Source organism: Paenibacillus sp. DMB20 (assembly GCF_000987955.1).
Lineage (GTDB): Bacteria > Bacillota > Bacilli > Paenibacillales > Paenibacillaceae > Paenibacillus_AQ.
In genome coordinates this window covers 131,080-155,494 of record NZ_LAZU01000032.1, presented here as the reverse complement: position 1 = coordinate 155,494, position 24,415 = coordinate 131,080, and the positions used below count along the sequence as shown (strand labels likewise).

Below are 24,415 nucleotides of genomic sequence, written 5' to 3'. Positions count from 1 at the left end.
CCTTTTTTGCGTTTAAACGCTTACTGCACGCTTGCCGTCATTTTTGGTAGAGGAATGCGGATATACATGGTACAATTTTCTAATAGGCTTGCCAGATTATCAACGTAGTTCAAGAGAGGAGAAAGATTCATGAACGTTAAAAAACATTGGCATAAACTGAGCCGCTGGGCAACCGCAGGTGCGCTGAGCTTGACGATGGTGGCAGGAAGCGTTCTTCCCGCTAACGCCGCATCGCCAGCCCCGGAAGCCCCGGTCCCCACGCTCAGCCCCTGGTCCGTAAAGACCCTGCATGAGGGCGAGAAATACGGGATTTACCCGCTGAACTGGTATTACGGCGGAAGTTTTCAAAAGCCGATAACAGCCGATAATTTTAAATCTTTAATGAATGCAACGGCGAAAAAGCTGGATATGCTCGGGTTTAAGAAAAAAGAGGTTTCCCTTTCTTTCCCGGCTGGCCAAACCATCACGAGAGAAACCGTAATCACTTCCTTACATAAGCTTTTATCGAATTACGAACTGCCGGAAACGTATGGACTGGCTTCGGATTCACCGGTAGACTTCATGAAGAATAACGGTGTCGTTCAAGGCACGAAGGCCGGACTTCAACTGGATCAGCCTTGTACGGCCGAGCAGGCAGCCGTAATGGCGAGCAGACTGGTTGAATTCGCATACGATACGGCAGGTAAAGGGGCCGAAGGTCTCATGTGGAAAGTAACCAACGGCAATAACACGTTGTATTTGCTGGGCTCCATTCATTTGGGGAATACCGACATGTACCCGATGCATAAGAGCATCCGTGAAGCCTTTGAAGCGTCGGAAGACCTGTGGGTCGAAGTGGACATCGTAAACGGAGATATGAGTTATTTTACGGAGAAAATGGCTTACAGCGACGGAACAAAGGTGAAAGATCATGTATCCGCGGGTACGTACGAAAAGCTGCAAAAGGTGCTTAAAAAGCTGCAATTGCCGGCCGAAACCTTTGACGGCTATAAGCCGTTTGCCATCTCCAGCACGCTGTCGACGTTCAGCGTTCTCGACAATCCGGCGGAAACCGAGCTTGCGTCCGTTACCGGCATCGACCGTTACTTCCTCGGTAAAGCCCTGCTGTCGGGTAAGCCGATCCATGAGCTGGAAGGCATTAAGCTGCAGGCGGATCTGTTTGCGAACGTGCCTGCGGAGGAACAGGAGAAGGAATTAAACGTAATGCTTGATAGCTTGCTGTCCGATCAAGGGCAGGGCGATGCCGCAGAGCAGCTGAAGGCAATGCAGCAGGCCTGGGTTAAAGGCGATGCGGAAGGCTTGACCCAAAGCTTGACGGACTCCGAATTGACGCAAAGCGAAGCCAACCGGCGCTTGTTCGGGGAGCGGGACAAAAACATGGCCAAGAAGTTGGTTGAATTGCTGGAGCGGAAAGGGGAGCACACCTCTTTTGTTGTGGTAGGCGCGGGTCACTACGTGATCAAAGGCATGGTTGTCGACCTGCTGAAAGAAAAAAGGCTACAACGTAGCATTTATGCAATAAGTTTACGCGATTTAACAATGAAATCCCGGAAAGCCCAACCTCTCGGCAGGTTGGGCTTTTTCTTTGCCCGTTTCCATATCATGATGAAAACCCATGATAACCATAAAGTATATGTAATTGATGCGTTTTTGGGGGACTTCTATATTCAATCATGAATTAATTATCGCTTTTCACCGTAGCATTATAAGGTAAATCATAAGAAACAACTAATGTTTAGGCATCTTTGAATCCGTAAATCGAAAAATAAGTGCAATTTTCTACGAATGTCGTTTTGAAAAGGAAAAACGCTGGTATTGTCGAATAAACAAGGGGGTTGAAAAATATTCCAAAAGAGTAGAGAGGGGTTATGAGGGTTGAGAAAGACGTTGTATATCGTCTTGATCGGTTTCCTGCTCGGTTTCGGATCGGCCGGACTGACAGCGGGGCAGGCTTCCGCCGCGGATGCTGCGCCGCAGATTAAGGACATTCTCGGAGAGAAAACATTATTAATGGAAGACGGTTCCATGTGGTCGATGATTAACGGCAACCGGGTCATTCGAACTCCGGGAAATGTAGAGGCGGTCAACGGTACGGAGCTCGAAGGCATGGGCGTGACTCAAGATGGAAAGCTGATTCAATGGGACATAGCCAATGCTCCGCACGTGGTGAAGGACCAGACCGGAGTCAAGCAAGCCGCAGGCGAATATTGGCTTAAGATGGACGGAACGGTATGGAGCATTGGAGGAAAAGTCAAGAAGCTTGAAGGCATCAAGCTAATCGGTTACGGGGACCGGGATTTTGCGGCTTTAAGCCATAACGGCGATGTGCTGATCCGGGATTCTTACGCGCAGGAAACCTATAAAAAGCTTGGCACCATTCCGGATGCGGCCTCCGTAAAGGACATATCCGTATTCGACAGCCGTGTCGCGCTGTTGTATGACAGCGGAAAGGTGGTTATCTACGAAACGTTCAATTTCGATGATAACGGCAAAATCATTCCGGTTGCGGTCGCAGAGGATGCCGTTCATATCGCTTATGGCACGGGAGACCCGACGCCTCGATTGCTGGTCACCCGCAAGGACGGGACGGTCTGGACGACAGGCAACTACCAGGATCGCTTTAAGCTGGCCAAGCAGGTGCCGGGACTGAGCGATATCGTGAGAACAGCGGTCAAAGAGGAGAGCCATGATCAATTTTATGCCCAAAAAAGCAGCGGCAGCTGGGTCATGTTCGACGATGGGGATATCAAGCCTGTCGATGTGCCAGCCATAAAAAAAATTGGACGTTTCGTTATCCGACGCGAAGCCGTTCGTGGGTGACCAGCTGAAAATCGATATCCAGGAAACCTACACGAACGGAGCGAAAATCAAAGTTCCGGCAAGCGAGGCAAGCATTGAGATTCAAAAGCCGCATTTGCTTCAATTGCAATCGAAGGGAACGGTTAAAGTTCTCGGCGTAGGCGAGACCAAAGTTACCGTAACCTCGGGCGGCATATCAAAAGACTTGACGGTATCCGCAAGCCTGCGTCATAACCTGAAATACTCGAAACAGGCTCAAGGCATCGTGTTCGTCCCTGCCAAACCGGTATTTCAAGCATTGGGCGGCACCGTTTCCCCGTCAGGCGGGGGATTGGACGTAAAGCTCGGCGACACGTCGCTGTGGTTCAAAGCGGGCACGGCCCAAGCCACCCTGAACGGAAATAAAATCCGTTTAAAAGCGGTCCCCATGAACGATAAAGAGGGGACTCTCATACCGGTCTCGCTGCTGTCCGACGCGCTGGGGGCGCAAGCCCGATGGGACGGCAAGTGGAAGCAGGCCGAAATTTCTTTCGGTGAGGCACGTTTGACCGTTGTATCCGCCGAGACGGCATCGCTAATCAAGAAGGCAGCCCAGGGCAGTTTGGCCAAATTTATCGGCAGAACGTATTGGATCAACGATTTCCAAGGATGGGAACGCTTCTCGAAAGTAACGGTGACCGACATTCTGCCGGATGATACGGGATCTTTTGTCATCGTATTCAGATCGGCAGCAGGCAAAACGCTGAAGAGCTATTCCATGTCTTCTTCCAACGTATCGCAGCTGTTTGCAGACGAGTCCTCCTTCTATAAGTTCGATCCGTACAAGAAATATAAGTGGTCCTCATCCACATGGAAGAAGATCAAAGCCGGACAAGTATCTCTCGGCATGACGAAGGCACAAGTCCAAATGTCATGGGGATCTCCGGGAAGCAAGAGCCTTACCGCCGTCAACGGCCACACGATTGAAACCTGGGTATACGGAAACTTTGACACGATCTCTTTCGTCAACGGCAAGGTGTTTCTGATCTATGCCTAATCAGCTTCTGCATGGAAAAGAGGATGCGCCTGCCTTTTATGGCAAGGGGCATCCCTTTTCGTTAACCTGGCCGATTCATGTTTCCTTTAAAGTATTTGCGGTACAGCGCAGGCGTGATTTCCTCGAATTTCTTGAAGGTTTTTATGAAATAACCGGGTTCGTTGAAGCCGAGCTCGTCGCTGATCTGGGAAACCGGCATGTCGGTAACCTCCAACAGCTGTTTGGCCCAGGTAATCTTGAGGCGCGCCAGATAGGCGGAGAAAGTCTCACCCGTCTCCTTGGCAAACAGCCTGCTGAAATAGCTGGGGCTGATATGGCATAGTTCAGCCATATGCTTGAGCGACATATTCTCGCTTTTGTTCCGGTAAATGTAGTCGAAGGCGGGTTTTAGCACCGAGTTGGAACAAATGTCCGGATCGTACGGAGTATTTTTCAAATAGGCGTCGGCAATCGCATTGGTCATTTCCTTTTTGATCGTTTCTATGTTTTTTATGGAATACCCCGGCAGAATGGTAGAGATGTTCAGGGCTTCTTGATTGCCGGAAGCCTTCTCGAACATTTCGACAAGCAGATTTTTATTAAGGGCCTCCTCGACGATGTAGTTGCACAGGAGAAACAGCATATTGGATATTTTGACGACTTCTTCATAAGTCATCGTGGGGATCTCGTCGTAATATTGATTCAATTTGTCCCGCTTCCGATGATGCAGCGATTCGTTCTTCGATGCTAAAATTTGCTCCAGGTCGCCCGCATTTTCGGGGTCCGCGAGCTTGACCTGTCCGGCCATGACGGCCCCGATGTATTTATCGTCGATGGTGATGGGAATGGCAATGTCAACGATGTTAAAATGGCAAAGATATACGTAAGGCGCATTTAAGCGGACGGCTTCCAGGCCGCCGCGGGAATCGCATTTCTGGCAGTAAGGGAGCAGTTCCGGATCCTTGCGCACATTCTGGCAAAAGGCCTGGCAGCTGCTGTGGGTGGTTACGGGGTTTCCCTTGTAATCGACCGTCAGGATCGCCAGCTTGGTAACGGCGGCCAAGGAATCTTGAAGACGTTTCCACTTCTTTAGGTCCAGGATTTTATTTATTCGCAAGTATTCTTGTATCAATTTGATCACCCCAATGACAATATGATACCATTCGGAAAGAAAAGTGCAAATAATTACGATTGGCAATTATAGTTTTTAGCTATGATATTCCACTAACAAGACTTAAAGCCTTCGGTATAATCTAGTTGATTAAGTATTTAAAACTTTTGATAAAACGGAGGAGATAATGATGAGAAAGGCATTTATCAGTCCGACCAAATACGTGCAAGGCGAAGACGAATTGCTGAATTTGGGCTATTTTGTCAAGTCCTTTGGTTCATCCGCGCTGTTGATCGCCCATCCGGACGATGTGAACCGAGTGAAGCATAAGCTGGATGCGACCGCAGAAAAGTTCGGAATCACTTTTGTTGAAAGCGGTTTTAAGGGAGAATGCTCCCGGGCGGAGGTAGCCCGTTTACAGGAAATCGCCAGAGAAAAAAAAATGCGTCTGCACCATCGGCCTCGGCGGAGGCAAAGCGATTGACGCGGCAAAATGCGTCGCGGAGGGAGAGGCGCTCATCATCTGTCCGACCATTGCGGCCACGGATGCGCCGACAAGCCACTCCGCCGTGCTGTATACGCCGGACGGTTCCTTTGATGATTATGCCTATTTCAAGCAGAGCCCGAGCGTGGTGCTGGTGGACACGACGGTGATTGCCCAAGCGCCCGTTCGCTTCCTCGTCGCGGGGATGGGGGACGCCTTATCCACTTACTTTGAAGCCAGAGCGACGGCCAAGTCCTATTCCCGGGTCAATGCCAGTCTTCCGATGGGATCAAGAGAAGGCTTCTGCGCTCCTGCGGTCGGAACCCATGCGGCGCTGGCCATGGCAACCTTATGCTATGAAATGCTGCTGAAAGACGGTGCCAAAGCGAAAGCGTCCTGCGAGTGCAACATGGTGACCCAGGCGCTGGAAAATATCGTGGAAACGAATATTTTATTATCCGGACTCGGCTTTGAAAGCGCGGGCTTGGGCGGGGCGCATGCCATCCACGACGGTTTAACGATCCTGGAAGGAACCCATCATTATTACCATGGGGAAAAAGTCGCCTTCGGCACCATTGCCCAATTGGTGCTTGAGAATGCCCCTACGGAGGAATTGAACCAGGTTCTTGATTTTTGCCTGGAGGTCGGGTTGCCGGTATGTTTGGCAGATATCGGAGTGGACACAATAAGCCATGAAGAGCTGATCAAGGTGGCCGAAAAAGCATGTATCCCGGAAGAATCGATTCATTCCATGCCGTTCCCGATTTCAGTAACGGAGGTGGCGGGCGCCATTGCGACGGCGGACAAAATCGGCAGAGATTACAAGGCGAGCCGGGAGGGAAGGTAAATGAAAAAAATCATGAACCGGACGGAGAACATGGTCCTCGAAATGTGCAACGGCATCGCGATGGCCCATCCGGAGCTGGAATTTGTGAGGAAGTATAAAATCATCAAGAAAAAACATATCAACGAGAACAAGGTCAGCCTCATCAGCGGCGGAGGCAGCGGCCATGAGCCTGCCCATGCGGGATATGTCGGCAAAGGCATGCTGGATGCGGCCGTATGCGGGGATATTTTCGCATCCCCTTCCCAAATCCAGGTGTATCAGGCGCTTAAAGCGACGGCCTCCCGTAAAGGCACCTTGATGATCATCAAGAACTACAGCGGAGATATGATGAATTTCAAGAATGCGGCCTTCCTGGCGGAAGAGGATGGCTTGGAAGTGGATTATGTCCGTGTCGAGGACGACATTGCGGTTCAGGACAGCTTGTACACCGTTGGACGTCGGGGAGTTGCCGGAACGGTGCTGGTCCATAAAATCGCCGGGGCCGCGGCCGAAGAGGGACGCAGTTTGCAAGAGGTGAAAAAAGCCGCGGAAAAAGCGGCGGCGAGCGTACGAAGCATTGGCTTTGCGTTAACCTCATGTACGGTCCCGGCGAAGGGAACGCCGACCTTCGGGCTCGCCGAGGACGAGATGGAGTACGGCGTCGGCATTCACGGGGAGCCCGGAATCCAGCGGGAGAAAGTGGTATCCGCCGATATTTTGGCACGGCGCATGGTGGAGGCGCTTTTGAAGGATTTGAAGATGGACGAAAGCGCTCCGGCAGAGATTGCATTGTTGATTAACGGCTTCGGGGCCACGCCGCTGCAGGAGCTGTATCTTTTGAACAACGCGGTAACCCGGGAACTGGCTAAGCGGACTCACATCAAGCTTTGCAAAATTTTTGTCGGGAACTTCATGACCAGCATCGATATGGCCGGCGCTTCCGTTTCTATCATGAAATTGGACGAGGAACTGAAGACGCTCTTGTTCAAGGACAGCGACACGCCCGCCTTCAAGGTTTCAGGGCCGGAAGAAAGCGTGGCTTATGTTGATGTGTCCGAAGAGGATGTCCCTGATGCCCAGGTTTCCTATGAAGCGGAAACCCCTGAGCAATATGCCGTCATTCGCGACAACCGGCTCTCGCTGGATAATATCGTGTATCTGGTAGACAAGATGAGCGAGGTTATTATCAAGAATGAGGTTCCGTTCTGCGAGTTGGATGCCCATGCCGGCGACGGCGATTTCGGCATGAGCGTGGCCAAAGGGTTCAGGCAGCTGAAGCGGGAATGGAGCCATATCATGGCCGATCATAAGAGCGATATCGGTTCGTTTTTGGACGCCTGTTCCCTGGTGATTATGGAGCACTGCGGCGGTGCGTCCGGCCCGATCTGGGGCTCGGCGTTCCGGGCAGCGGCTAAGGAAGCGGGCGCGATTACGGAAGCAAGCGTATCGCAATTTGCGGGCATGATGCAGGCCGCGGTCAAGGGGATACAGGCAACCGGCGAACGTTCCTTCGGACGGGGCGCCGTCGTCGGGGACAAAACTTTGATTGACGCGCTTGTGCCTTGCGCGGATTCGTGGTCGGAAAGCGCCCGGACAGGGGACGATTTCAAAACCGCGTTTGCCAAAGGCGCGGATGCCGCCACTGAGGGAGCAAGAAAGACGGAGCATATCGTGGCGCGGATGGGCCGCGCAGGAACCGTCGGCGACCGAAGCTTGGGGTATCCGGATGCCGGAGCCTACGCTTTGGGCGTCATTTTCAAGGAGCTTTCGGATCAAATGAAGTAACGTTCGTGCGCGCGAACCCTGGTTCGCTGTGCTTAGACTTGAATAGAGGCTGTCCGTCAGCTTAAGCCGGCGGACAGCCTCTATTTTTTCAAACATTGAATCCACTGAAGTTAATGGTTTCGCTCCATGTCCTCCACATAATTCTTCGCTTCCAGCAGGGTGATGTTCCTGGCTACCCTGAGTTCCTTAATGGCCTTGACCTTCTGGCCCGATGCAAGCAGCATGCGAAGCCGCTCTTCAAGTTCGGCGTCCAGACGGTCCACGGGCGGATCGGGCGATGGATCAACGGCAGGCGGTTTACCGGATGTATAGGTAGGGGAGCTTTCGGGCCGTTGACGCATCCATTCCAGATCGGATTCCAGATCCCGGATTCTCCGCTGGAGACCGAAGATTTTCGTCCATAAGAGCAGGGATAGAAGGAGTGCGGCTGACGCTATCATTTCCATGGTTTCCATTTCAGATTCACCTCCCCGGTCGGGTACGAAGCTGTAAACATTAACCATGATTATAACATATCCTGTAAGCGATGCCCTAAAAGGGAGCTCCCTATCTTACTTATGTCAAAGCGAAAAATGCGGAATGAAATTATTTTTTGCTCTTTACGGTAAAAGAATCTCCTGCTGGACCAGGCTGTAACGGAACGGAAACCACCCGGTTGTCCTGAACCATAATGATTCCCTGATCTCGAGTCAGCTTGGGGTTTTTGCAGTTAACGCGGCAGCGGGAAAAATGCACGGGGGTCAAGCGGGTTAACCGGGTAGTGGCTCCTCCGACTTCCGGAGCTTCCACGATCCATTCCACGGAAGACTGGGGACCGTTGTAACGCTGAACGGTTTGAAAACACCAATTCCGGGTCAGGTTTTTAAGGCAGATCAACCATTTGCAGCGGGTGCGTTTGACAATGACAGCGCTCATCCGATCACCCGGATGAACAGAGTGAGGGAGGATGGTCGCCACGGCGGGAAGTATTTCCCACCAGGCATAATAGTAAGGCGAGCCGTCCCTGAAATCGTGGCCGGTTCCCGTTTGAATGAGGCAGTCGTTCTGATAGCCGTCGATTCCAATCCAGATGGAAGAGTAAGCCGAATAGGAAGCAGGGCGGACATAGGGAACAGTCCATTCGCCCGATATCCGATGATAGGCTCCTTTTCTGCCGGGAATGGCGTATCCGCTCCAGTTGCTGGAGGCCGATCTGTGGCGCTGCTTTTTGCCGGACTTTTTGAACAAACAAGGCTGTTGAAGAATCATAGATTGATAGACTGTCATTTTTTTCACCGCCTTTTTTGGAAAGGGATAATATATTTAATGCGGCATAAAAAGACGGTGCTTGGGTATTCCGATAGAAATATATCAATCTATTCGCACAGCATTGAAAGATTTATCTTATTAGGACTGACCGGTAAACGCAAAAAAACCAGGTCCTTCGCGAAACGAAAGGCCTGGTTTTGTCTATTATTTTTCCAAAATTCGTATCGGGTTTTTTGGACCCACGATAAAAATATAATACTACAGCCGAAAGAATAAGTCTATATTTTTTTTTGGTTTTTCCCTATACTTAAACCTATTCTTATGGGAGAGTGAGGGAATTAAGATGATAAACGCAATCGAAGCGGCCGAACGGAAATACCTTGAAGAGGTGATGAAGAAACTTCATCAAGCCTCTAAAGAACTTGAGGAGAAGCTGACCTCCTCGTACCGGGAGATCATCGACGCGAAAAAATACCTTTGGGTCAATTTGGCGGAGCTTGATCCCGCCGAAAGAGCGGCCAACCGGATGGATATCTCGATGTCCATCGACAGCGGCGAGCAGGCTGCAGCCCGGCATCGGAAGATCCGAAAGTTAATCGAATCGGCCTACTTCGGCAGAGTCGATTTTCATGGCAAGGATCATGATCGCGCAGAGACATTTTATATTGGGGTTCATTCTTTTTCGGAAGACGGTAGCAGGAACCTGCTGATTTATGATTGGCGTTCCCCCGTTGCCAGCCTGTTCTATGATTTTAATGCCGGACCTGCATATTATGATGCTCCCATGGGCCGAGTGGAGGGAGATATCCGGACGAAGAGACAGTATAAAATCAGGGACGGTTTAATGGATTACATGATTGAAAGCTCGATGAATATACATGACGACGTGCTGCAGAAAGAACTCAGCAGCACGTCCGATGAGAAGATGAAAAAATATCGTGGCTACCATTCAAAAAGAACAAAATGCCATTATACGGAACGAGACTTCGAACGAGCTTATTATCCAGGGGGGAGCCGGTTCCGGGAAGACATCCGTGGCCCTGCACAGAGTCGCTTACCTGTTGTATCGGCATAAGGACACCCTGAAATCCAGAAATGTATTGATCCTGTCGCCCAATAAGGTGTTCTCCGACTATATTTCGAACGTTCTTCCGGAGCTGGGGGAAGAGAAGATCATGGAGGTAAACGCCGAGGAACTGGGTGCCAAAGAACTGGCCGGGATATGCGGCTTCCAGACGTTTCATGAGCAGGTAAGGGAGCTTGCGGAGGTAGAAGACCCGGATAACATCGAGCGGATCCGCTTCAAAGCCGGGGTTGATTTTGTCGAAGCGATGGATTCTTACATGAAACATGTGGACGGGCATTATTTCGTGCCGGAAGATATCCGCGTTGACGGGATTTGCATTCCAAAGGATGACGTGCTCCGCGCTTATCGGGCTTCGATCAGGCTGCCCGTCAAACAACGGTTGGAGAAAGCGGCCTTAAGCCTCATCGGGAGCTTTAGAACGGATGATGGCGAGCGGCTGACTCCGGCTTCGTCCAGAACGATCAAGGCCGTTATCCGAAAAATGTTCAAGTTCCAAAATGTAATGGGATTATATAAAGATTTTTATACCCATATCGGAAAGCCCCGCCTGTTTAAACTCCACCGCAAAAACACGCTCGAATACGCCGATGTATATCCGTTGATATATCTTAAAATGTTTTATCTCGGGCCATCGGTCTACGAATCCGTCAAGCATCTGCTGATCGATGAGATGCAGGATTACACGCCTATCCAATATGCGGTGATATCCAAATGGTTTCCTTGCAAAAAAACGATTTTGGGCGATAGCAGCCAATCGGTCAACCCTTATTCCTCCACTTCGCTTCAGGAAATAAAACGGATGTTCCCGGAAGCGGAAACGATCGAGCTGTTAAAGAGCTATCGTTCAACCTTGGAAATTATGAATTTTGCCAAAGCGTTGAACCCCGGCAGCAGACTGGTACCCGTGGAAAGACACGGAGAGCAGCCACAGCTGATTGAATGCACCGATGTGCAGGAGGAATGGAATCAAATCCGGGAGCTTTGCCTCGAATTTTTCCAATCGGATCATCACTCGCTAGGCATCGTGTGCAAAACGCGAAAACAGGCGGAAACGGTCTATCAAGCGATTCAAGATGTGCAAGCTCCCGTTTGTTTGCTGGATTTCCACAGTGAGCAATTTCACGAGGGCATTACGGTTACTTTCTCCCATATGGCCAAGGGACTGGAGTTTGACCGGGTGATTATTCCGTTTGCGAATGCCGACAACTATTCTACCGATCTGGATAAAAGCCTGTTGTATATCGCATGCACAAGGGCGATGCATTCACTCTATTTGACCTGGACGGGCGAGAGAGCAGCCTTTTTACGGAAATGAGTTTTTTACGTCATAACGAGAGAGAAAAAAGCAAACACATCCCCTGAGGGAACGTGTTTGCTTTACTTGCGTCAATTAAGCTTTGCTTTTTCTTCTCATAAGGAACCAGCCGGCGAACAGGGCGATGAATCCGGCAAGCCCCAGGTTATAGAAGTTTGCGGAGGTATCGGGCAATTGGTTCAGGTTCTGCTGCTCCGGTGTCTTTATTACTGGCGTTCCGTCTCCGTTCTTGGCCGGAGGAGTCGGGTTTTCGGTGTTTGCCGGCGGTTTGCCGGATCCTGCCGTACCTTTGCCGGAACCCTTGACGTCAACCGTTACGGTAATGGTGACCTCGCCGCCGCGGCCGTCGTTGACGGTTACCGTAAAGCTGTCCTTGCCTACATAGCCGCGTTCCGGTACATACGTCCATTTGCCGTTCGGTTTGACCGTCACTTTGCCGTGCTTCGGATCGCTGGCTTTGGCATACGTCAGCGGATCGCCGTCCGGGTCCGTTCCTTTGAGGTTTCCGGTCACCGGCGTATTTTTCGGCGTCTTCACGCTTAGATCGCTGGAGAACGGCGGTTTGTTCGGTGATCCTTGATCCGTGTCCGTTCCCGGTTCGGTACCGGTTCCCGGGTTGGTTGTGCCCGGAGTCGTGCCGGTACCGGTTCCCGTCACGTTCACCGTCACGATCGAGGTCGTGGTGCCTCCTCGTCCGTCGCTGACGGTTACCGTAAAGCTGTCCGTACCGGTAAAATCGCGATTCGGGACATACGTCCAGGTTCCGTCAGGGTTTACCGTCACGGTACCGTGCTTCGGATCGCTTCCTTTGCTGTACGTCAGCGAATCGCCATCCGAGTCCGTGCCGCTAACTTTTCCGGTCACCGGCGTGTTTTGCGGCGTTTCTGTCGCGTAGGAAGGGACGGTCGGTGTTTGGTTCGGTTTTACCGGATCCGTGCCCGTTCCGGGATTGGTTCCGGGATCGGTTCCCGGGTTCGTGCCAGGATCGGTTCCCGGATTCGGGTTCGTTCCGGAACCTGTCACGTTGACCGTCACGGTCGATGTGGTGACACCGCCGCGTCCATCGCTGATCGTGACCGTAAAACTGTCCGTGCCGACATAATCGGGATCCGGGGTATAGGTCCACGTTCCGTCCGGGTTCACGGTCACCTTGCCGTGCTTCGGATCAGTGCCTTTGGTGAACGTCAACGGATCGCCGTCCGGATCGGTGCCGTACACGCTGCCCGGTCACCGACGTGTTTTTCGATGTCGATGCGCTGTCGTCGCGCGATACTGGCGGCTGGTTCGGCTTGTCCGTCACGTTGACCTTGATGGTCGAAGTGGTAATGCCGCCTTTACCGTCGCTTACCGTAACCGTAAAGATATCCGGGCCGACATAGCCGGGATTCGGGATATACTCCCAGGTTCCGTTCGGATTCACGATCACCTTGCCGTGCTCCGGATTGCTTTCGCTGACGTAGGTTAGCGTGTCTCCATCCGGATCCGTGCCATAGACGCTGCCGGTTACGGACGTGTCCTTCTGCGTCGTTACGTTATAATTGTCGCTTACCGGAGGTTCGTTGGGCGGATCAATTACGTTCACCTTCACCGTGGAGGTGGAGGTGCCGCCTTTGCCGTCACTGACCGTAACCGTGAAGCTATCCTCCCCGGTAAAGCCTGGCTCTGGGGTATACTCCCAAGTTCCGTCCGGGTTGACGATAACTTTACCGTGTCCAGGATCGGTGCCTTTCGTGAAGATCAGCGGATCTCCGTTAGAGTCCACGCCATACACGCTTCCGGTTACGGATGTATCCTTCCACGTTGATTCTTCAAAGTCCGGCGAAATCGGCGGACGGTTTACGTCGACGTCGGTGCCGTTGGATTCGCGAACTTCCTTTTCGCCTGTCAGCAAATTATCGTACTGTACAGTCGCTTGGTTGGTTATTGAGTTTTTCGCATAATTCGGAAGAACCTTTACTTTGAATTGAACCGTCGTTCCTTCAGGCAGGATGCCGGTATTCGGTATTCTGCCGGCTACTGTTGCGTTGGCTCCGTTTCCTAAACGAACGATAACCTGGCGGTCAGGGGCAAGATACTCCCCTTGGTCATCTCCTTTGAGATCGGTCAATTTCCCGCTGTTCGGTCCGGAGATGATTTCGAGAGACCCCGGTATGTATTCGGTTCCGGCCGGAATGCTGTCCTTGAAAACCGTGTTACCTGCAACGTCGCCGCCTTCATTTTTAAAATTAACCGTATACGTCAGCGTATCTCCTTCTTGGGCACCATTCATCGGGGATACGGACTTGGTTGCAATCCCGCTCGGCGCGGTTCCAAGAAAGATGTCATCCAGGAAATTGCCGCTGGATGCTCCGCCGCCATAACTGGAAACGGCCTCAAAACCGAATCTGGTTTTGGTTTGACCCGCCGGAACGACATAACTTCCCGAATAATATTTCCATCCATCCGTGCTGCTCGTCATCTGTTTAACGGTTGGAAGGCTGGCAGGTGCGGTGTTTGCTGAACCGATCTTTAAAGCCATCGTGTCCGGACCTAACCGTCCCCTGTGTGCAAGGCGCCAATAAATCGTTTGACCCGGCGTGGTGTCGACGTCTTGATATAATTGTGCGGCTTGTCGGCTGTTCAGCTCGGCAAATTGCTGCCCGTGAGCCGGAGGGACCTTTAAATTACTGTATGGACTGCCGGGTGTAATTTCATCTCCCAAGGTTTTATTCATGATTTCGAATAATCCTGATGAGTCCGTTGTTTTCCAGCCGGGGACAACGCTTTGGGGAGCATCAAACCATCCAGTGTGTTTGGTTAGATTGGAGTTGCTGCTTGAATAGGGCGGCTCCTCAAAGCTGCCGTTAATCAGCACTACCCGTTGCGCGGGCGGATTTGAGCTCGATTCTGCATACACGGTCTGCGTACTGCCCATATTGAATGAAGAAGTGAGGGGCAATAGGTTAGTTGCGACTAAAGCTGTTGCTGCTGCGATAGCAGCTCGTTTCATGGACCACTTTTTCATTTCCGTCCTCCCGTTTGCCAAAATGCGTACCCTGTTTCGGGTCCGAAAAATCTCTTGCTGTTGCTCGGCCTCGTATCGCTTCAACCACCCCTCCTTTATTTGCCAATGTTTTGCAAAATTCAACATGGTTTGCAGATTTCCTTTGAAGCCCATTCAAAATAATGAAAAGGAACTAAAAACATATGACCTTTATTCTAAACTTCATATAACACAAGGTAGATATAAGGAACTAAAAATTTAAAATTTGAATTATATCGAGCCGGCGCTTCAATAAATTCATAGTCTATTTGCATTCCCAAGTACCGTATCTACTCATGGCAAGGAACGGGGGAGAAGAGGGAGGGGAGAAAGACGAAAGGCAGCCCGCCTTATTCAAGCGGGCTGCCTTTCTCGTCTTAGAAGTTTTTATTGTCCTCTACCGGATATGCGTATAGGATATAACGTTCAGGAGCGTCTCCTACATATCTGAAGGGATAGCAGGTCGAAACGACCAGCGCCTCGGTTCCCATGGAGCGAATGACCGACGTGTCGTTTTTATCCACGATATCCGTGCTCTTGATTTCGTATTCGAAGGTACCGTACGGCAGCTTGACGACAAAACGATCCCCTAAAGCCAGCTTGTCGAAATTGCGAAAAACGGTTTCCCGGTGCCCGGACAGCAGAATCTGCTCGTTGTCCATAGGAAACGCCGTGGTACTGTAATGACCGACTCCTTTTTTGAGCATTTCTTCGTCCGTACCCTCAATAATCGGAAGTTCAGCCTTCAGTTTCGGGATTTGCAGCATACCGATGATATCGTTCGGCTTCGGTTTAAATGCTTTTCGGTCGGCAAGACGGTCGGAAAGGGAGGAGGCCTTCCCTCGTTGAGAGGCAGATACTTTGTCGGCGGTGCCCTCTCTATCAGATTGGCGAATCAAAGCGTCTGCTTCTGCCAAAGCTTTTTTTATGTTCATCTGATGCTCGGCATACTGCATAATGGCGAAAATCAAAACGGCTGCCCCTGCTATGGTCAGGAAAATGCCCAGTTTTCTTCGCATCTAATCTCCTCCATCTCACTCCGGTTTGAAACTAGCATATCATAAGAGGTTGACATCCGACAGGGATTAGAAGAGAGCAAACACATTCCCCGGAGTGAAACGTGTGTGCTTTTCTTGCGTCGATCAAGCTTTGCTTTTTGTGCCAACGATTTGCAAAATTCAACACCGTCCGCGGAATTCCTCTGGAGCTCATGCAAAATAAACAAAAGGAACTAAAAACATACGACCTTTATTCCAATCCGAAAATGCCAAAGTTAGACATAAGGAACTAAAAATTTGTATATTCAAAAATGAAGGAATATGAAACTGAATTAATGCGGTTTGTGGTATTTTTCGTGAAATTTTCATAAAAGAGCATGAAACAGCCTCCTAAAACGGGCATTAAGCCCGTTTTTTTTGTATACCATCAGACCTGTTGTGTTCCGTAACCTACCTTTACTATACTTTTATAAGAGATCTCTTTGCCGCCAAAGGAGGGTTACGGATGATTTACATCAAGGCGAAAGGCCTTGAAGACAATGAATTATACTACTTTGAGGTGGATCAAAACCGTGCGGCCCATCGTCAAATTACCGTTGCGGACGAAAGATGTGTGGTATCCGCTTTTCCCGATTTTCAGTTATGCGAAACGGAAGTGGAACTATTCGAAGGGGACACGGAAATTACGAAAGAAGAATTTGACCGGATATGGTTCTCCGCCATGGAGTCGTATAGGGAGAGATGGGAGTCCATCAAAGCAAAGTACGTCCCGGGAGTTCGCGTAACGGGGGAAATTGCGATGTTTTACCCGCAAGGGGTGATCATCCGGATCGAGAAGGACGTTTACGCCATCGCGGCTTTTGAGGAAATCGCCTCCGTATCGAAGCCGGAGTTTCGTTATCCCGGTTACCGGGTTGACGGTTTGGCGGCTGGTTATGATGAGGCGAATTGCTGGCTTCGGCTCGAAGGTTGTTATATGACAGGGGAGAAGTTATCACGCTCCGTTCGAAGGATCGTTTGATGCTTCGCCTTTCGGTCGACAGATGCGGATCAATCAATCGCTTGGCATTCACAGCTGCAGGAGTATATAGACATAAGTTGCAGGAGGAGCAAATATGGATTGGTTAAACAGAGAAACAGCTTCGGCTTGGCGTTCGGAAGGAAGACGATATGCCCGGGAGATCAACGATTATGTCCGGACCGGTATGGAATGCGGCTGGAAAAAAAGAACTGAAGGAACCGGAGGATGATTCCCGTCGCGAACTGGCGCCAGAAGCGTGGAACATGATCCGGGCAGCCAACCGGGCGGGAGAGGTGAACAGGCTTCGGCAAGAGCTTCCGGCAGCGACATGGCCGTTGGTTGAAAGCTTCAGGGAGGATACTCAGGCGATCAAGTCCATTTCATTTATTGGAGATTCGCTCATTTTCCGGGCGGGAACCGCCTGGGAAGAGGGTATCGTTTATATTGCAGGACGGCAGGGGATTGTCAAAATCCCGGAGTTGACGTTAATTGGACGCTCCGCCGCAGGCTCCGTTTATGCATTGGTCGGGCAGGCAGACATCCGGTTGGTCCGTAATCCGGACGGACAGCTGCAGGGCGAGGTGCTCGCCGTCTTTCCATGGACCGAGATCAAGCGGAAGCTGAAGGAACAAATGCCGAACCTGAACACCCTCGCGGATTGCGAGCAGCCGGAGAAGTGCGTGGAGGAAGTTATCCCTTTTTCCGATGGGAGCGGTTTGATGCTGGTTAGCAGCATGGGCATTTACCTGATCGGCAAGGATCGGGCGGAACTGTTTCATCCAAACGTCAGTGACCTTGAGGAATACGAAATGGACGATAGCTCCATTGATATGGCGCACGGAAGCGTATCGCCCGACGAGCGGTGGCTGGCTTATGGCAGCCAATCCAGCAATCATCTGCTGTTTGACCGGAACTCCGGTGAGGTCTACAGCGTTTATCCGGAATCAAGTTATCCGCATTTCAGCCTGTTTACCCGGGACGGGCGGCAGGCATGGTTTAATTCCTGCCATTTTTATAACGGATCCACGATCAGAGCTATGATCGACGAAGTGTTGGCTGATGGATCAGCCGATCGGGAAGAATGGCCGCTTGGGCAGGACGGAGCGAGGGTTTATGCTGCGGCGGCCCTCACGGGCGGCGTGGTGCTGGGGGATGCCTATGGTTATCTGTGGATGATGGATGGCGAAGGAACGGAGCTATGGCGCCATTTCGTGGGCAGCACGATATCCGGGATGGCCGTATCCGACGATGAGGGCTTGCTAGCCGTCGGGACTTACGGCGGAATGCTCCATTTGCTCGACCTCCGGTCGGGGGCGATGGATGAATACAGCATAGGAACAGGCACGATCCGCGAGCGGGAGCGTATTATCGTTTGGAAGAGCGAGGACGAGCCTCTTCGGTGGTAACGGGTAACCGGATAGAGTGCTTCAAGCGATGACAGAGGAGAGTAAACATGAAGAGAAACCCGGTTTTCAAGTTGATTGCAGCCATTATAATCATTATGCTTCTAATCCCGGCTTTTTTTTATTGCCCGTTCATACGGCGTTTTCCAAAAAGAAGTAGTGCTCACTAAATACAAACTCGCGATCGAGTCAAACGGCAAATTATATGATGCTTTGCCTCTCATGGGGAGTTTTGCGGCTGTGGACAAGAAGGGGGAAGACAAAAAATTTTTACTACCGGATCGAGCGCGGCGGACTCCAGGAACTTTTTCAACTGGCATACGGCCGGTATGAAATCGATCCTTCAACGGACAATCCTTTTTTGGCAGGTACCGTCCGGTATGAAATGCAAGAATTCGAGTTCGTGAACAGCGAGAAGGAATACGCGAATGCCAACGACTATGAGGAAATGTATGTTTTTTATAATGAGTTGAAGGAACCGGTTTACCGCTATAATCCGGAAAAGAAAGCGGACAAGGACTACGTCAAATCGATCATAACCGCAGGCATGACTCGGAACAGGGGCGGCGCGGTTATCGATCCTTATCTGAACATCACCCGGCTGTTCAAGGATAAATTGGGGATCGAGGTCAAAATTACGGTGGATAAGGAGAAAAAGCTGGCCGTTCTTTCGATGGGATCATCGAAGTAATGTAATCGTGTCAATCAAGATAATCCCGAATGGATAAATTTCCTGCCGAAAACGGCATCGTCTTATACAAAGGACGATGCCGTTTTTTTTGTAAATATAAGTTTTCTTCTATACTTGGCTGAAATTCTCGCAGAAGCATTATCGTCCATAAGAAGGACGACAAATCCGTTTTTTATCGTTCCCCCCGGGAGGGCGCAAGCATTCTTCCCAACGTCAGACTGGCCCACACTGCCAACAGGGTAAGGGGAAGGGCAATCACTAATCCGATCGCGATGGTACTGCCATGGATCATTCCGTGATCGAAAAAACGGTATAACGCATAACCTGCAAAGGGGATCTCCACGAATGCGGCGGTTATGACGCCGGGAGTATACGTTTTGAGCATAAAGTACAAGCCGACATGCTTGATGCCATCCAGCAAAAATACGGCAAGAAGTCCGCAGTACAGCGTGTTCATCGTCCCGTTGACCCGGTAGTTGCCGGCGGCAAAATAGGTGACGCAGCTAATGATGGAGCCCAGCAGGAGAACGGCAACCGCGAACTGGACGGTCATGTTTTTGTTCAGGTTCAGCAGGGGACGCACGGAGGCGATGCGAGGATGGTCCTTATGCTTTCGAACCCACCTCTCCACCGTGGCTATTTCTTCGCCGTCATGGATAAAAAATGCGATGGGCAGCAGCCAGATCAGGGCTTCAAGGGGGACGCCCTCTTGTAAAAAGGATGGCAAACGTATCACTCCTTCGAAATAACAATTGAGCAATCACTCAAAATAGAGGTGAAAAAAAAGCTGGCGCAGTCAAAGGTCTTTCCAACGGGCTGCGTCCAGCCTTAATCTAATTTAATTTTCCAAGGAAACTCCATTTAATCCATGCAGCAGCAGCCGGACAAGCTGGCGAATATAGGATTCTTCATCCAGCCCCAAAGCATGTTCCCCAAACCGCGAATGGATCATAAAGTAGACGAGGATGGAGGAGGTGAGCGTCATCACGGCGACTTGGGATATGCTTTCGTCAAGCGGCTCCGTATTCGTATTGCCCGCATCTCGTTTCAGCAAGGTGCTGCCGAGGGAGCCGATTTTTCCGATGAATTGAAACACTTCCGTGGAGACGGCCTCATCCTGAATCATTTCCGGGGACCAGACGAGTTTGATGTAATCGGCATTTTGTTTCAGAAACCGGTGATATTTTAGGCCATACCGAACAAGTCTTTCTTCCAAAGATTGCAACGTCAAGTGTTCGATATCGTTTTGAATCGCAACGGCGAAGGAGAAGTTTTGAATGAGATGCAGAAGGAGCGTCCGCTTATCCCCGAAGTAGTAAAAAATGAGCCCTTCCGCTACGCCGGACTCGGCGGCTATTTCTTTGGTCGTCGTGGCATGAAAGCCTTTCAGCGAAAAAAGTTTCAGTGCCGCTTCAAGTATGCGTTCTTTTTTTGGAAGTTTTGTTGTCTTTTCGGGCCAAGGCTATTCGTCCTTTTCATTTGAGTGATTACTCAAATTATAATCAGGGAATATTTTACTGTCAATGGCTGCTTCGGGGAAATTCCTTTCATTACGCACTAAAAAGAGGGGGCGTTCCAAAAGCTTGACCCGGGAGGACGAAAAAAAAGGAGCGTTCCCGCAGTAGAAAAAAACTACTTTGGGACAGCCCCTATTAGATGTATGAAGCAGTTAAACTTCGTTCCAAATGCGGTTTACGTTATCAAACGCAATTTTCGTTCCTTTGGTGCATTCTTCCATGCCTTCATATTCGATGGACAGATAACCGTCATAACCGGATTGTTTCACGATTCGTAAAATTTCATACAAATCGATGTCTCCGTGTCCGGCGATGGCACCGCGGAGGTAATTGCCGCCCGCGCTGGTAAACCAGCCCTCACCCGGATTGCGGTAAGACGGGCGGACATAGAAGTCCTTGATATGAACCATGGAAGCATACGGCAGGTTCTTTTTCACGGCGGTCACCGGATTTTCATCCACGCACAGGAAGTTGCCGACATCCAGCGTCGTTTTGAAATTTGGACGGTCAACCGCATGAATGACGGATTGAACGCGGTCGCTGGCCTGAACATAGTAGCCATGGTTTTCCAGACTTGTCGTAATATCGTACTGCTTGGCATGGTCGGCGATCCGGCGGCATGCGGCAGCTACCTTTTCCAAATCCTCGTTGAAGCGGGCGATGGACGTATCCGGACGGGAAGCCACGTCGTGACGCATCAGCTTTGCGCCCAGCCGGTGAACGCGGTCCACCTCGCTCATGACACGGGCGATTTCCGCTTCGTACTGTTCTTCCGTATCCGTAACGAAGTTGGCTCCGATGGCGTAATTGGAAATATCGATGCCTGCGGACTTCGCTTTTTCGACAATTTGATTCTCGAGTTCAGGGTTGGCGTTAAAATCAAAGCCGAGCCCGGGGACGATCTCTATATGCCGGCCGCCGATTTCGGCAACCCAATCGATAGCATCCAGGATGGTCATCCGGCCTGCATGCATGGCTTGAAACAAGCTGTATGAGCTGATTCCCAGTTTCATGTTGATTTCTCCCTTCTGGTCAGGGACGTTATCCCCGGAAAGATTTAATGAACGAAACGGCTTTGCGGATATCTTCCTCCGGATTGCTGCCGACTTCCCTTTCAATCGTCAGGTAGCCGTTATATCCGATCTCCTGCAGTGCCGCGAAGTAAGCAGGGAAGTCGACCTTGCCCTCACCCAGCGGAACTTCTTCAAAGGCCGCGCCGGATGATGCCATTTCGGCGATTTTCTCATGGTCCATCGCACCGTAACCAAGAAAGCCGTACACGTCTCTCGGATCGACCGGACGGAGGCGCTTGCCGTCTTTGACATGAGTATGCACCAGGTAATCTTTCAACAGCTTGACGCCTTCTACCGGATCATCCCCGGTAACCATAACCATGTTTGCAGGGTCGAAATTGACCGAGACGCCGTTCGTGCTCAGCGTATCCAGGAAACTTTTCAAATGCGCTGCCGGCTCGGGACCGGTCTCGATCGCGAAATAGGCATTCATGCTTTTGGCGTAAACGCCAAGCTCATCGCACGCCCGCTGCATCGCGTCGTAAATGCGCCCGTTTTTGTTATCCGGAACAATGCCGATATGAGTGGTGACCACGTTGCTGCCAAGCTCAACCGCCAGATCGAGAATGCGTTTGGATTTTTCCACTTTCTCCGGGTTGGCTTCGGCATCCTGAAACCCGTGTCCGGCCAAATCGCCGCAGAGCGCGGAGATTTCAAGACCCAAATCCTCGATGTAACTGCGGAGTTCTTTGCGCTTGGTTCCGGTGAGCACCGCGGGATCCATCTCGCCGGATACGGCATAGATTTGCACGCCGTCCGCACCGACTTCCTTTGCTTTTTTAAGTCCTTCCTTCACGCCTACGCCGAAGCTGTCCACAATGACGCCAATTTTGTTGTTCAATTTCATCTTGGTTTTAGCCTCCTTTATTTTAAAATGAGTCCATCACCCGATCCGGGGTGGCCTTAAAATTGAATTTCGCGTCCTTCCGCAGCGGATTGGTAAACCGCGTTAAGGATTTTGATCATCTCCACGCCATCCTCTACAGGGCTGTTCGTTTCATTCAACCCGAGGCAGCAGTCGACAAAATGGCTGGTCTCATTGTAAAAGGCTCCCTGGAAGTCAAAGCCCGGCGAAGTGATCTGCGGATCGATATTAATAATCGTATTGTGGCGCTCCGTAGCGATGGAAAGCTTGGGCTCGATTTCGGCGCCGCCTTTGTCCCCGTAAATGTTGATCACGGTCGATTCGTTCTTGGCATGAAGCGAGAAGCTGACATCCACCATAATCGAAGCACCGTTTTCAAAACGGATAAGCGCATTCGCCATATCTTCAACCGTATTGAGGGAAGCATCGTAGTCGGCCGCTTTGTAGAAATCATAGTGCTCGATATGCGAACGGTTCCCCAGCTTGTTGTATGTATTGCCGCTGACGGATTTTACTTTCGGTCTGCCCATCAGGTACCAGCAAAGGTCGATCACATGGACCCCGATGTCGATCAGCGGACCGCCGCCGGAACGTTCTTTATCGGCGAACCATCCGCCCGGATTGCCCAGACGGCGAATGAGGCTGGCTTTGGCAAAATAAATGTCGCCCAGGTCGCCTGCATCGATGAATTTCTTCAGAACGGCAATGTTTGAAGCGTGACGGCGAACATATCCGACTTGAAGGAACTTGCCGGTTTCTTTGACGGCCTGCTCCACTTTGAGGGCTTCGTCCACGGTTTTGCACAGCGGTTTTTCGGACAGAACGTTTTTGCCCGCCCGGAGCGCCGCGATGCTGATCTCCGCGTGGGAATTGTTCCATGTGCAGACGCTGACGGCGTCAACGTCTTTATTGGCAAGAAGCTCTTTATAATCGGTATAGACGTTCGGTATGTTGTAACGCTCCGCTTTGTCGCGCGCTCTTTCTTCATTCAGGTCGCATACGGCAACCAGCTCTACTTTTGGATTGGCTTTGTAGGCAATCAAATGGGATTCGGAAATGGATCCGGCGCCGATCAGGCCTATTTTGACTTTATTCATGGGTACGCTTACATCCTTTCGTTTTCCGCGCTTAAACCTGCTGTCCGCAGATGGGCGTTTTCACGCGGATATGTTATATTTGTTCAAGTAAGTTTAATTTAGCACAGTTATTTTTAAGGGAGAATGTGCAGGATGACAAAATACATGGATTATATGATCAGTTCTTTTCCGATCCGGGTCTTTAATTCGACGATGGATCCCGGCAAGCAGAAGATCAAATCCCTTACCATCTTGAATGCAGGCCATTTGCCGGGGCGAACGCTGCAAAGAAGCGATGCTGTATTCCCTCATTGGGCTTTTGTCATGATCACGGCCGGAAGCGGTTATTATCAGGTGGGCGAAGGAGAACGCCAGAAGGTGGATGCGGGAAGCTGGTTTTGCCTGTTTCCGGAGGTTACTTTCAATTACGGGCCTTGTACGGACGGGAACTGGGACGAATACTATTTCACCGTGGATGGGGACAGGGTTCAGGAGTGGCTGGACTGCTGGCTTCTGCATCCGGAGTCGGTCAAGAAGGCGGTATATGACGATTCCCTTATTCACAGGATGGAAATGATGTTCAAGCTGATCGACAGCGGCATACCGAGCAATATGGACCGCGCCGCTCTGATCCTTGAAGGATTCCTTTACGATCTGGTGTCCCAGTCCGACCGGAGCGAGGCGAGCAACCGGGAAAGCTTTGCGCTGAAGGTAATCGAGGATATATCGCAATCGCTTCATATGCAGCAGGAACCGGCGGATATGGCCGCACGTCATCACATCTCCGTATCCACGCTGCGGAGGATCGTTCACGAATTCACGGGCTATCCGCTGAACGAGTTTTTGCACCGGCTCCGGGTTGCGGAAGCGAGGAACATCCTGCTGAACACCGAGCTTACGGTCAAAGAGGTGGGGGAGGCCCTGGGCTATAAAGATACTTTTTTATTTTTCAAGGGTATTCAAGAGAATCACCGGCGTGTCGCCGAGGAGCTATCGCAACCGGGTAGGACAGTAACCCACGAAAAACAACCCCTTCTAGCGGGCGGCGTCTCCTGATAGACTTCCGTCCGCGCTCAAAG

General features: G+C 50.9%; 21 protein-coding genes and 2 pseudogenes. 11 read left to right on the top strand and 12 right to left on the bottom strand.

What is annotated here, in order from left to right:
• Positions 1 to 129: 129 nt before the first annotated feature.
• From XI25_RS16540 to XI25_RS34820, 3 genes are all read left to right on the top strand, one after another.
• Complete coding sequence (locus XI25_RS16540) at positions 130 to 1,677, top strand: TraB/GumN family protein (protein WP_082112399.1); 1,548 nt, start codon at positions 130 to 132, stop codon at positions 1,675 to 1,677.
• Between the two features lie 198 nt (positions 1,678 to 1,875).
• On the top strand, positions 1,876 to 2,820 hold the full coding sequence (locus XI25_RS34825) for a hypothetical protein (RefSeq protein ID WP_235439932.1): 945 nt from the start codon (positions 1,876 to 1,878) through the stop codon (positions 2,818 to 2,820).
• The gene (locus XI25_RS34820; protein WP_235439931.1) at positions 2,813 to 3,835 is read left to right on the top strand and encodes a copper amine oxidase N-terminal domain-containing protein; all 1,023 of its coding nucleotides are present in this window, start codon (positions 2,813 to 2,815) and stop codon (positions 3,833 to 3,835) included. The genes XI25_RS34825 and XI25_RS34820 overlap by 8 nt, the downstream gene beginning before the upstream one ends.
• Before the next feature lie 61 nt (positions 3,836 to 3,896).
• On the opposite strand, the gene XI25_RS16530 is transcribed toward XI25_RS34820, so the two are convergent.
• Positions 3,897 to 4,946: a PocR ligand-binding domain-containing protein gene (locus XI25_RS16530; RefSeq protein ID WP_046678880.1), complete on the bottom strand. Its 1,050-nt coding sequence runs from the start codon at positions 4,944 to 4,946 to the stop codon at positions 3,897 to 3,899.
• Between the two features lie 169 nt (positions 4,947 to 5,115).
• Here XI25_RS16530 and XI25_RS16525 point away from each other — a divergent pair.
• Positions 5,116 to 6,256, top strand: a pseudogene (locus XI25_RS16525) (glycerol dehydrogenase).
• Positions 6,257 to 8,020: a dihydroxyacetone kinase subunit DhaK gene (gene dhaK / locus XI25_RS32245; protein ID WP_046678881.1), complete on the top strand. Its 1,764-nt coding sequence runs from the start codon at positions 6,257 to 6,259 to the stop codon at positions 8,018 to 8,020.
• 110 nt (positions 8,021 to 8,130) lie between these two features.
• On the opposite strand, the gene XI25_RS16515 is transcribed toward dhaK, so the two are convergent.
• Positions 8,131 to 8,475 (bottom strand): hypothetical protein, encoded by a 345-nt coding sequence (locus XI25_RS16515; RefSeq protein WP_046678882.1) that lies wholly within the window; start codon positions 8,473 to 8,475, stop codon positions 8,131 to 8,133.
• Positions 8,476 to 8,605: 130 nt separating this feature from the next.
• The gene (locus XI25_RS16510; RefSeq protein ID WP_046678883.1) at positions 8,606 to 9,286 is read right to left on the bottom strand and encodes a G1 family glutamic endopeptidase; all 681 of its coding nucleotides are present in this window, start codon (positions 9,284 to 9,286) and stop codon (positions 8,606 to 8,608) included.
• Between the two features lie 325 nt (positions 9,287 to 9,611).
• On the opposite strand from XI25_RS16510, the gene XI25_RS36325 reads away from it, so the two are divergent.
• Positions 9,612 to 10,343: a hypothetical protein gene (locus tag XI25_RS36325; RefSeq protein WP_327204793.1), complete on the top strand. Its 732-nt coding sequence runs from the start codon at positions 9,612 to 9,614 to the stop codon at positions 10,341 to 10,343.
• Positions 10,237 to 11,670 (top strand): HelD family protein, encoded by a 1,434-nt coding sequence (locus tag XI25_RS16505; protein ID WP_327204803.1) that lies wholly within the window; start codon positions 10,237 to 10,239, stop codon positions 11,668 to 11,670. Before XI25_RS36325 ends, XI25_RS16505 begins: the two co-directional genes overlap by 107 nt.
• 75 nt (positions 11,671 to 11,745) lie before the next feature.
• Here the strand turns inward: XI25_RS16505 and XI25_RS16500 are convergent, their stop codons facing one another.
• From XI25_RS16500 to XI25_RS16490, 3 genes are all read right to left on the bottom strand, one after another.
• Complete coding sequence (locus XI25_RS16500; protein WP_046679522.1) at positions 11,746 to 12,888, bottom strand: Ig-like domain-containing protein; 1,143 nt, start codon at positions 12,886 to 12,888, stop codon at positions 11,746 to 11,748.
• A complete protein-coding gene (locus XI25_RS31390; RefSeq protein WP_160308926.1) occupies positions 12,836 to 14,674 on the bottom strand; it encodes an Ig-like domain-containing protein in 1,839 nt (612 codons plus the stop codon). The genes XI25_RS16500 and XI25_RS31390 overlap by 53 nt, the downstream gene beginning before the upstream one ends.
• 395 nt (positions 14,675 to 15,069) lie before the next feature.
• On the bottom strand, positions 15,070 to 15,711 hold the full coding sequence (locus XI25_RS16490; RefSeq protein ID WP_046679521.1) for a class D sortase: 642 nt from the start codon (positions 15,709 to 15,711) through the stop codon (positions 15,070 to 15,072).
• A gap of 484 nt (positions 15,712 to 16,195) precedes the next feature.
• Between XI25_RS16490 and XI25_RS16485 the strand changes: the two genes are divergently transcribed.
• The 3 genes from XI25_RS16485 (at position 16,196) to XI25_RS16475 (ending at position 18,805) form a co-directional block, all read left to right on the top strand.
• Complete coding sequence (locus XI25_RS16485) at positions 16,196 to 16,711, top strand: hypothetical protein (protein WP_046679520.1); 516 nt, start codon at positions 16,196 to 16,198, stop codon at positions 16,709 to 16,711.
• A gap of 170 nt (positions 16,712 to 16,881) precedes the next feature.
• Positions 16,882 to 18,117 carry a PQQ-binding-like beta-propeller repeat protein gene (locus XI25_RS16480; RefSeq protein WP_235439930.1) on the top strand — a complete coding sequence of 412 codons (1,236 nt, stop codon included), beginning with the start codon at positions 16,882 to 16,884 and terminating at the stop codon, positions 18,115 to 18,117.
• A gap of 229 nt (positions 18,118 to 18,346) precedes the next feature.
• Positions 18,347 to 18,805: a hypothetical protein gene (locus XI25_RS16475; RefSeq protein ID WP_327204792.1), complete on the top strand. Its 459-nt coding sequence runs from the start codon at positions 18,347 to 18,349 to the stop codon at positions 18,803 to 18,805.
• Positions 18,806 to 18,977: 172 nt separating this feature from the next.
• On the opposite strand, the gene XI25_RS16470 is transcribed toward XI25_RS16475, so the two are convergent.
• The 6 genes and pseudogenes from XI25_RS16470 to XI25_RS16450 form a co-directional block, all read right to left on the bottom strand.
• Complete coding sequence (locus XI25_RS16470) at positions 18,978 to 19,532, bottom strand: HXXEE domain-containing protein (protein WP_052759634.1); 555 nt, start codon at positions 19,530 to 19,532, stop codon at positions 18,978 to 18,980.
• Between the two features lie 111 nt (positions 19,533 to 19,643).
• The gene (locus tag XI25_RS16465; RefSeq protein ID WP_235439929.1) at positions 19,644 to 20,036 is read right to left on the bottom strand and encodes a hypothetical protein; all 393 of its coding nucleotides are present in this window, start codon (positions 20,034 to 20,036) and stop codon (positions 19,644 to 19,646) included.
• 111 nt (positions 20,037 to 20,147) lie between these two features.
• Positions 20,148 to 20,195: pseudogene (locus XI25_RS34815) on the bottom strand (hypothetical protein); the annotation flags it as partial.
• 279 nt (positions 20,196 to 20,474) lie between these two features.
• On the bottom strand, positions 20,475 to 21,335 hold the full coding sequence (locus XI25_RS16460) for a sugar phosphate isomerase/epimerase family protein (protein ID WP_046679518.1): 861 nt from the start codon (positions 21,333 to 21,335) through the stop codon (positions 20,475 to 20,477).
• Between the two features lie 28 nt (positions 21,336 to 21,363).
• Positions 21,364 to 22,242 carry a sugar phosphate isomerase/epimerase family protein gene (locus tag XI25_RS16455; protein WP_046679517.1) on the bottom strand — a complete coding sequence of 293 codons (879 nt, stop codon included), beginning with the start codon at positions 22,240 to 22,242 and terminating at the stop codon, positions 21,364 to 21,366.
• A 56-nt stretch (positions 22,243 to 22,298) separates the two neighbouring features.
• Complete coding sequence (locus XI25_RS16450; protein ID WP_046679516.1) at positions 22,299 to 23,357, bottom strand: Gfo/Idh/MocA family protein; 1,059 nt, start codon at positions 23,355 to 23,357, stop codon at positions 22,299 to 22,301.
• Positions 23,358 to 23,489: 132 nt separating this feature from the next.
• Here XI25_RS16450 and XI25_RS16445 point away from each other — a divergent pair, with 132 nt between their 5' ends.
• Positions 23,490 to 24,392, top strand: a complete 903-nt coding sequence (locus tag XI25_RS16445; RefSeq protein ID WP_442950407.1) for an AraC family transcriptional regulator — start codon at positions 23,490 to 23,492, stop codon at positions 24,390 to 24,392.
• Positions 24,393 to 24,415: the final 23 nt, after the last annotated feature.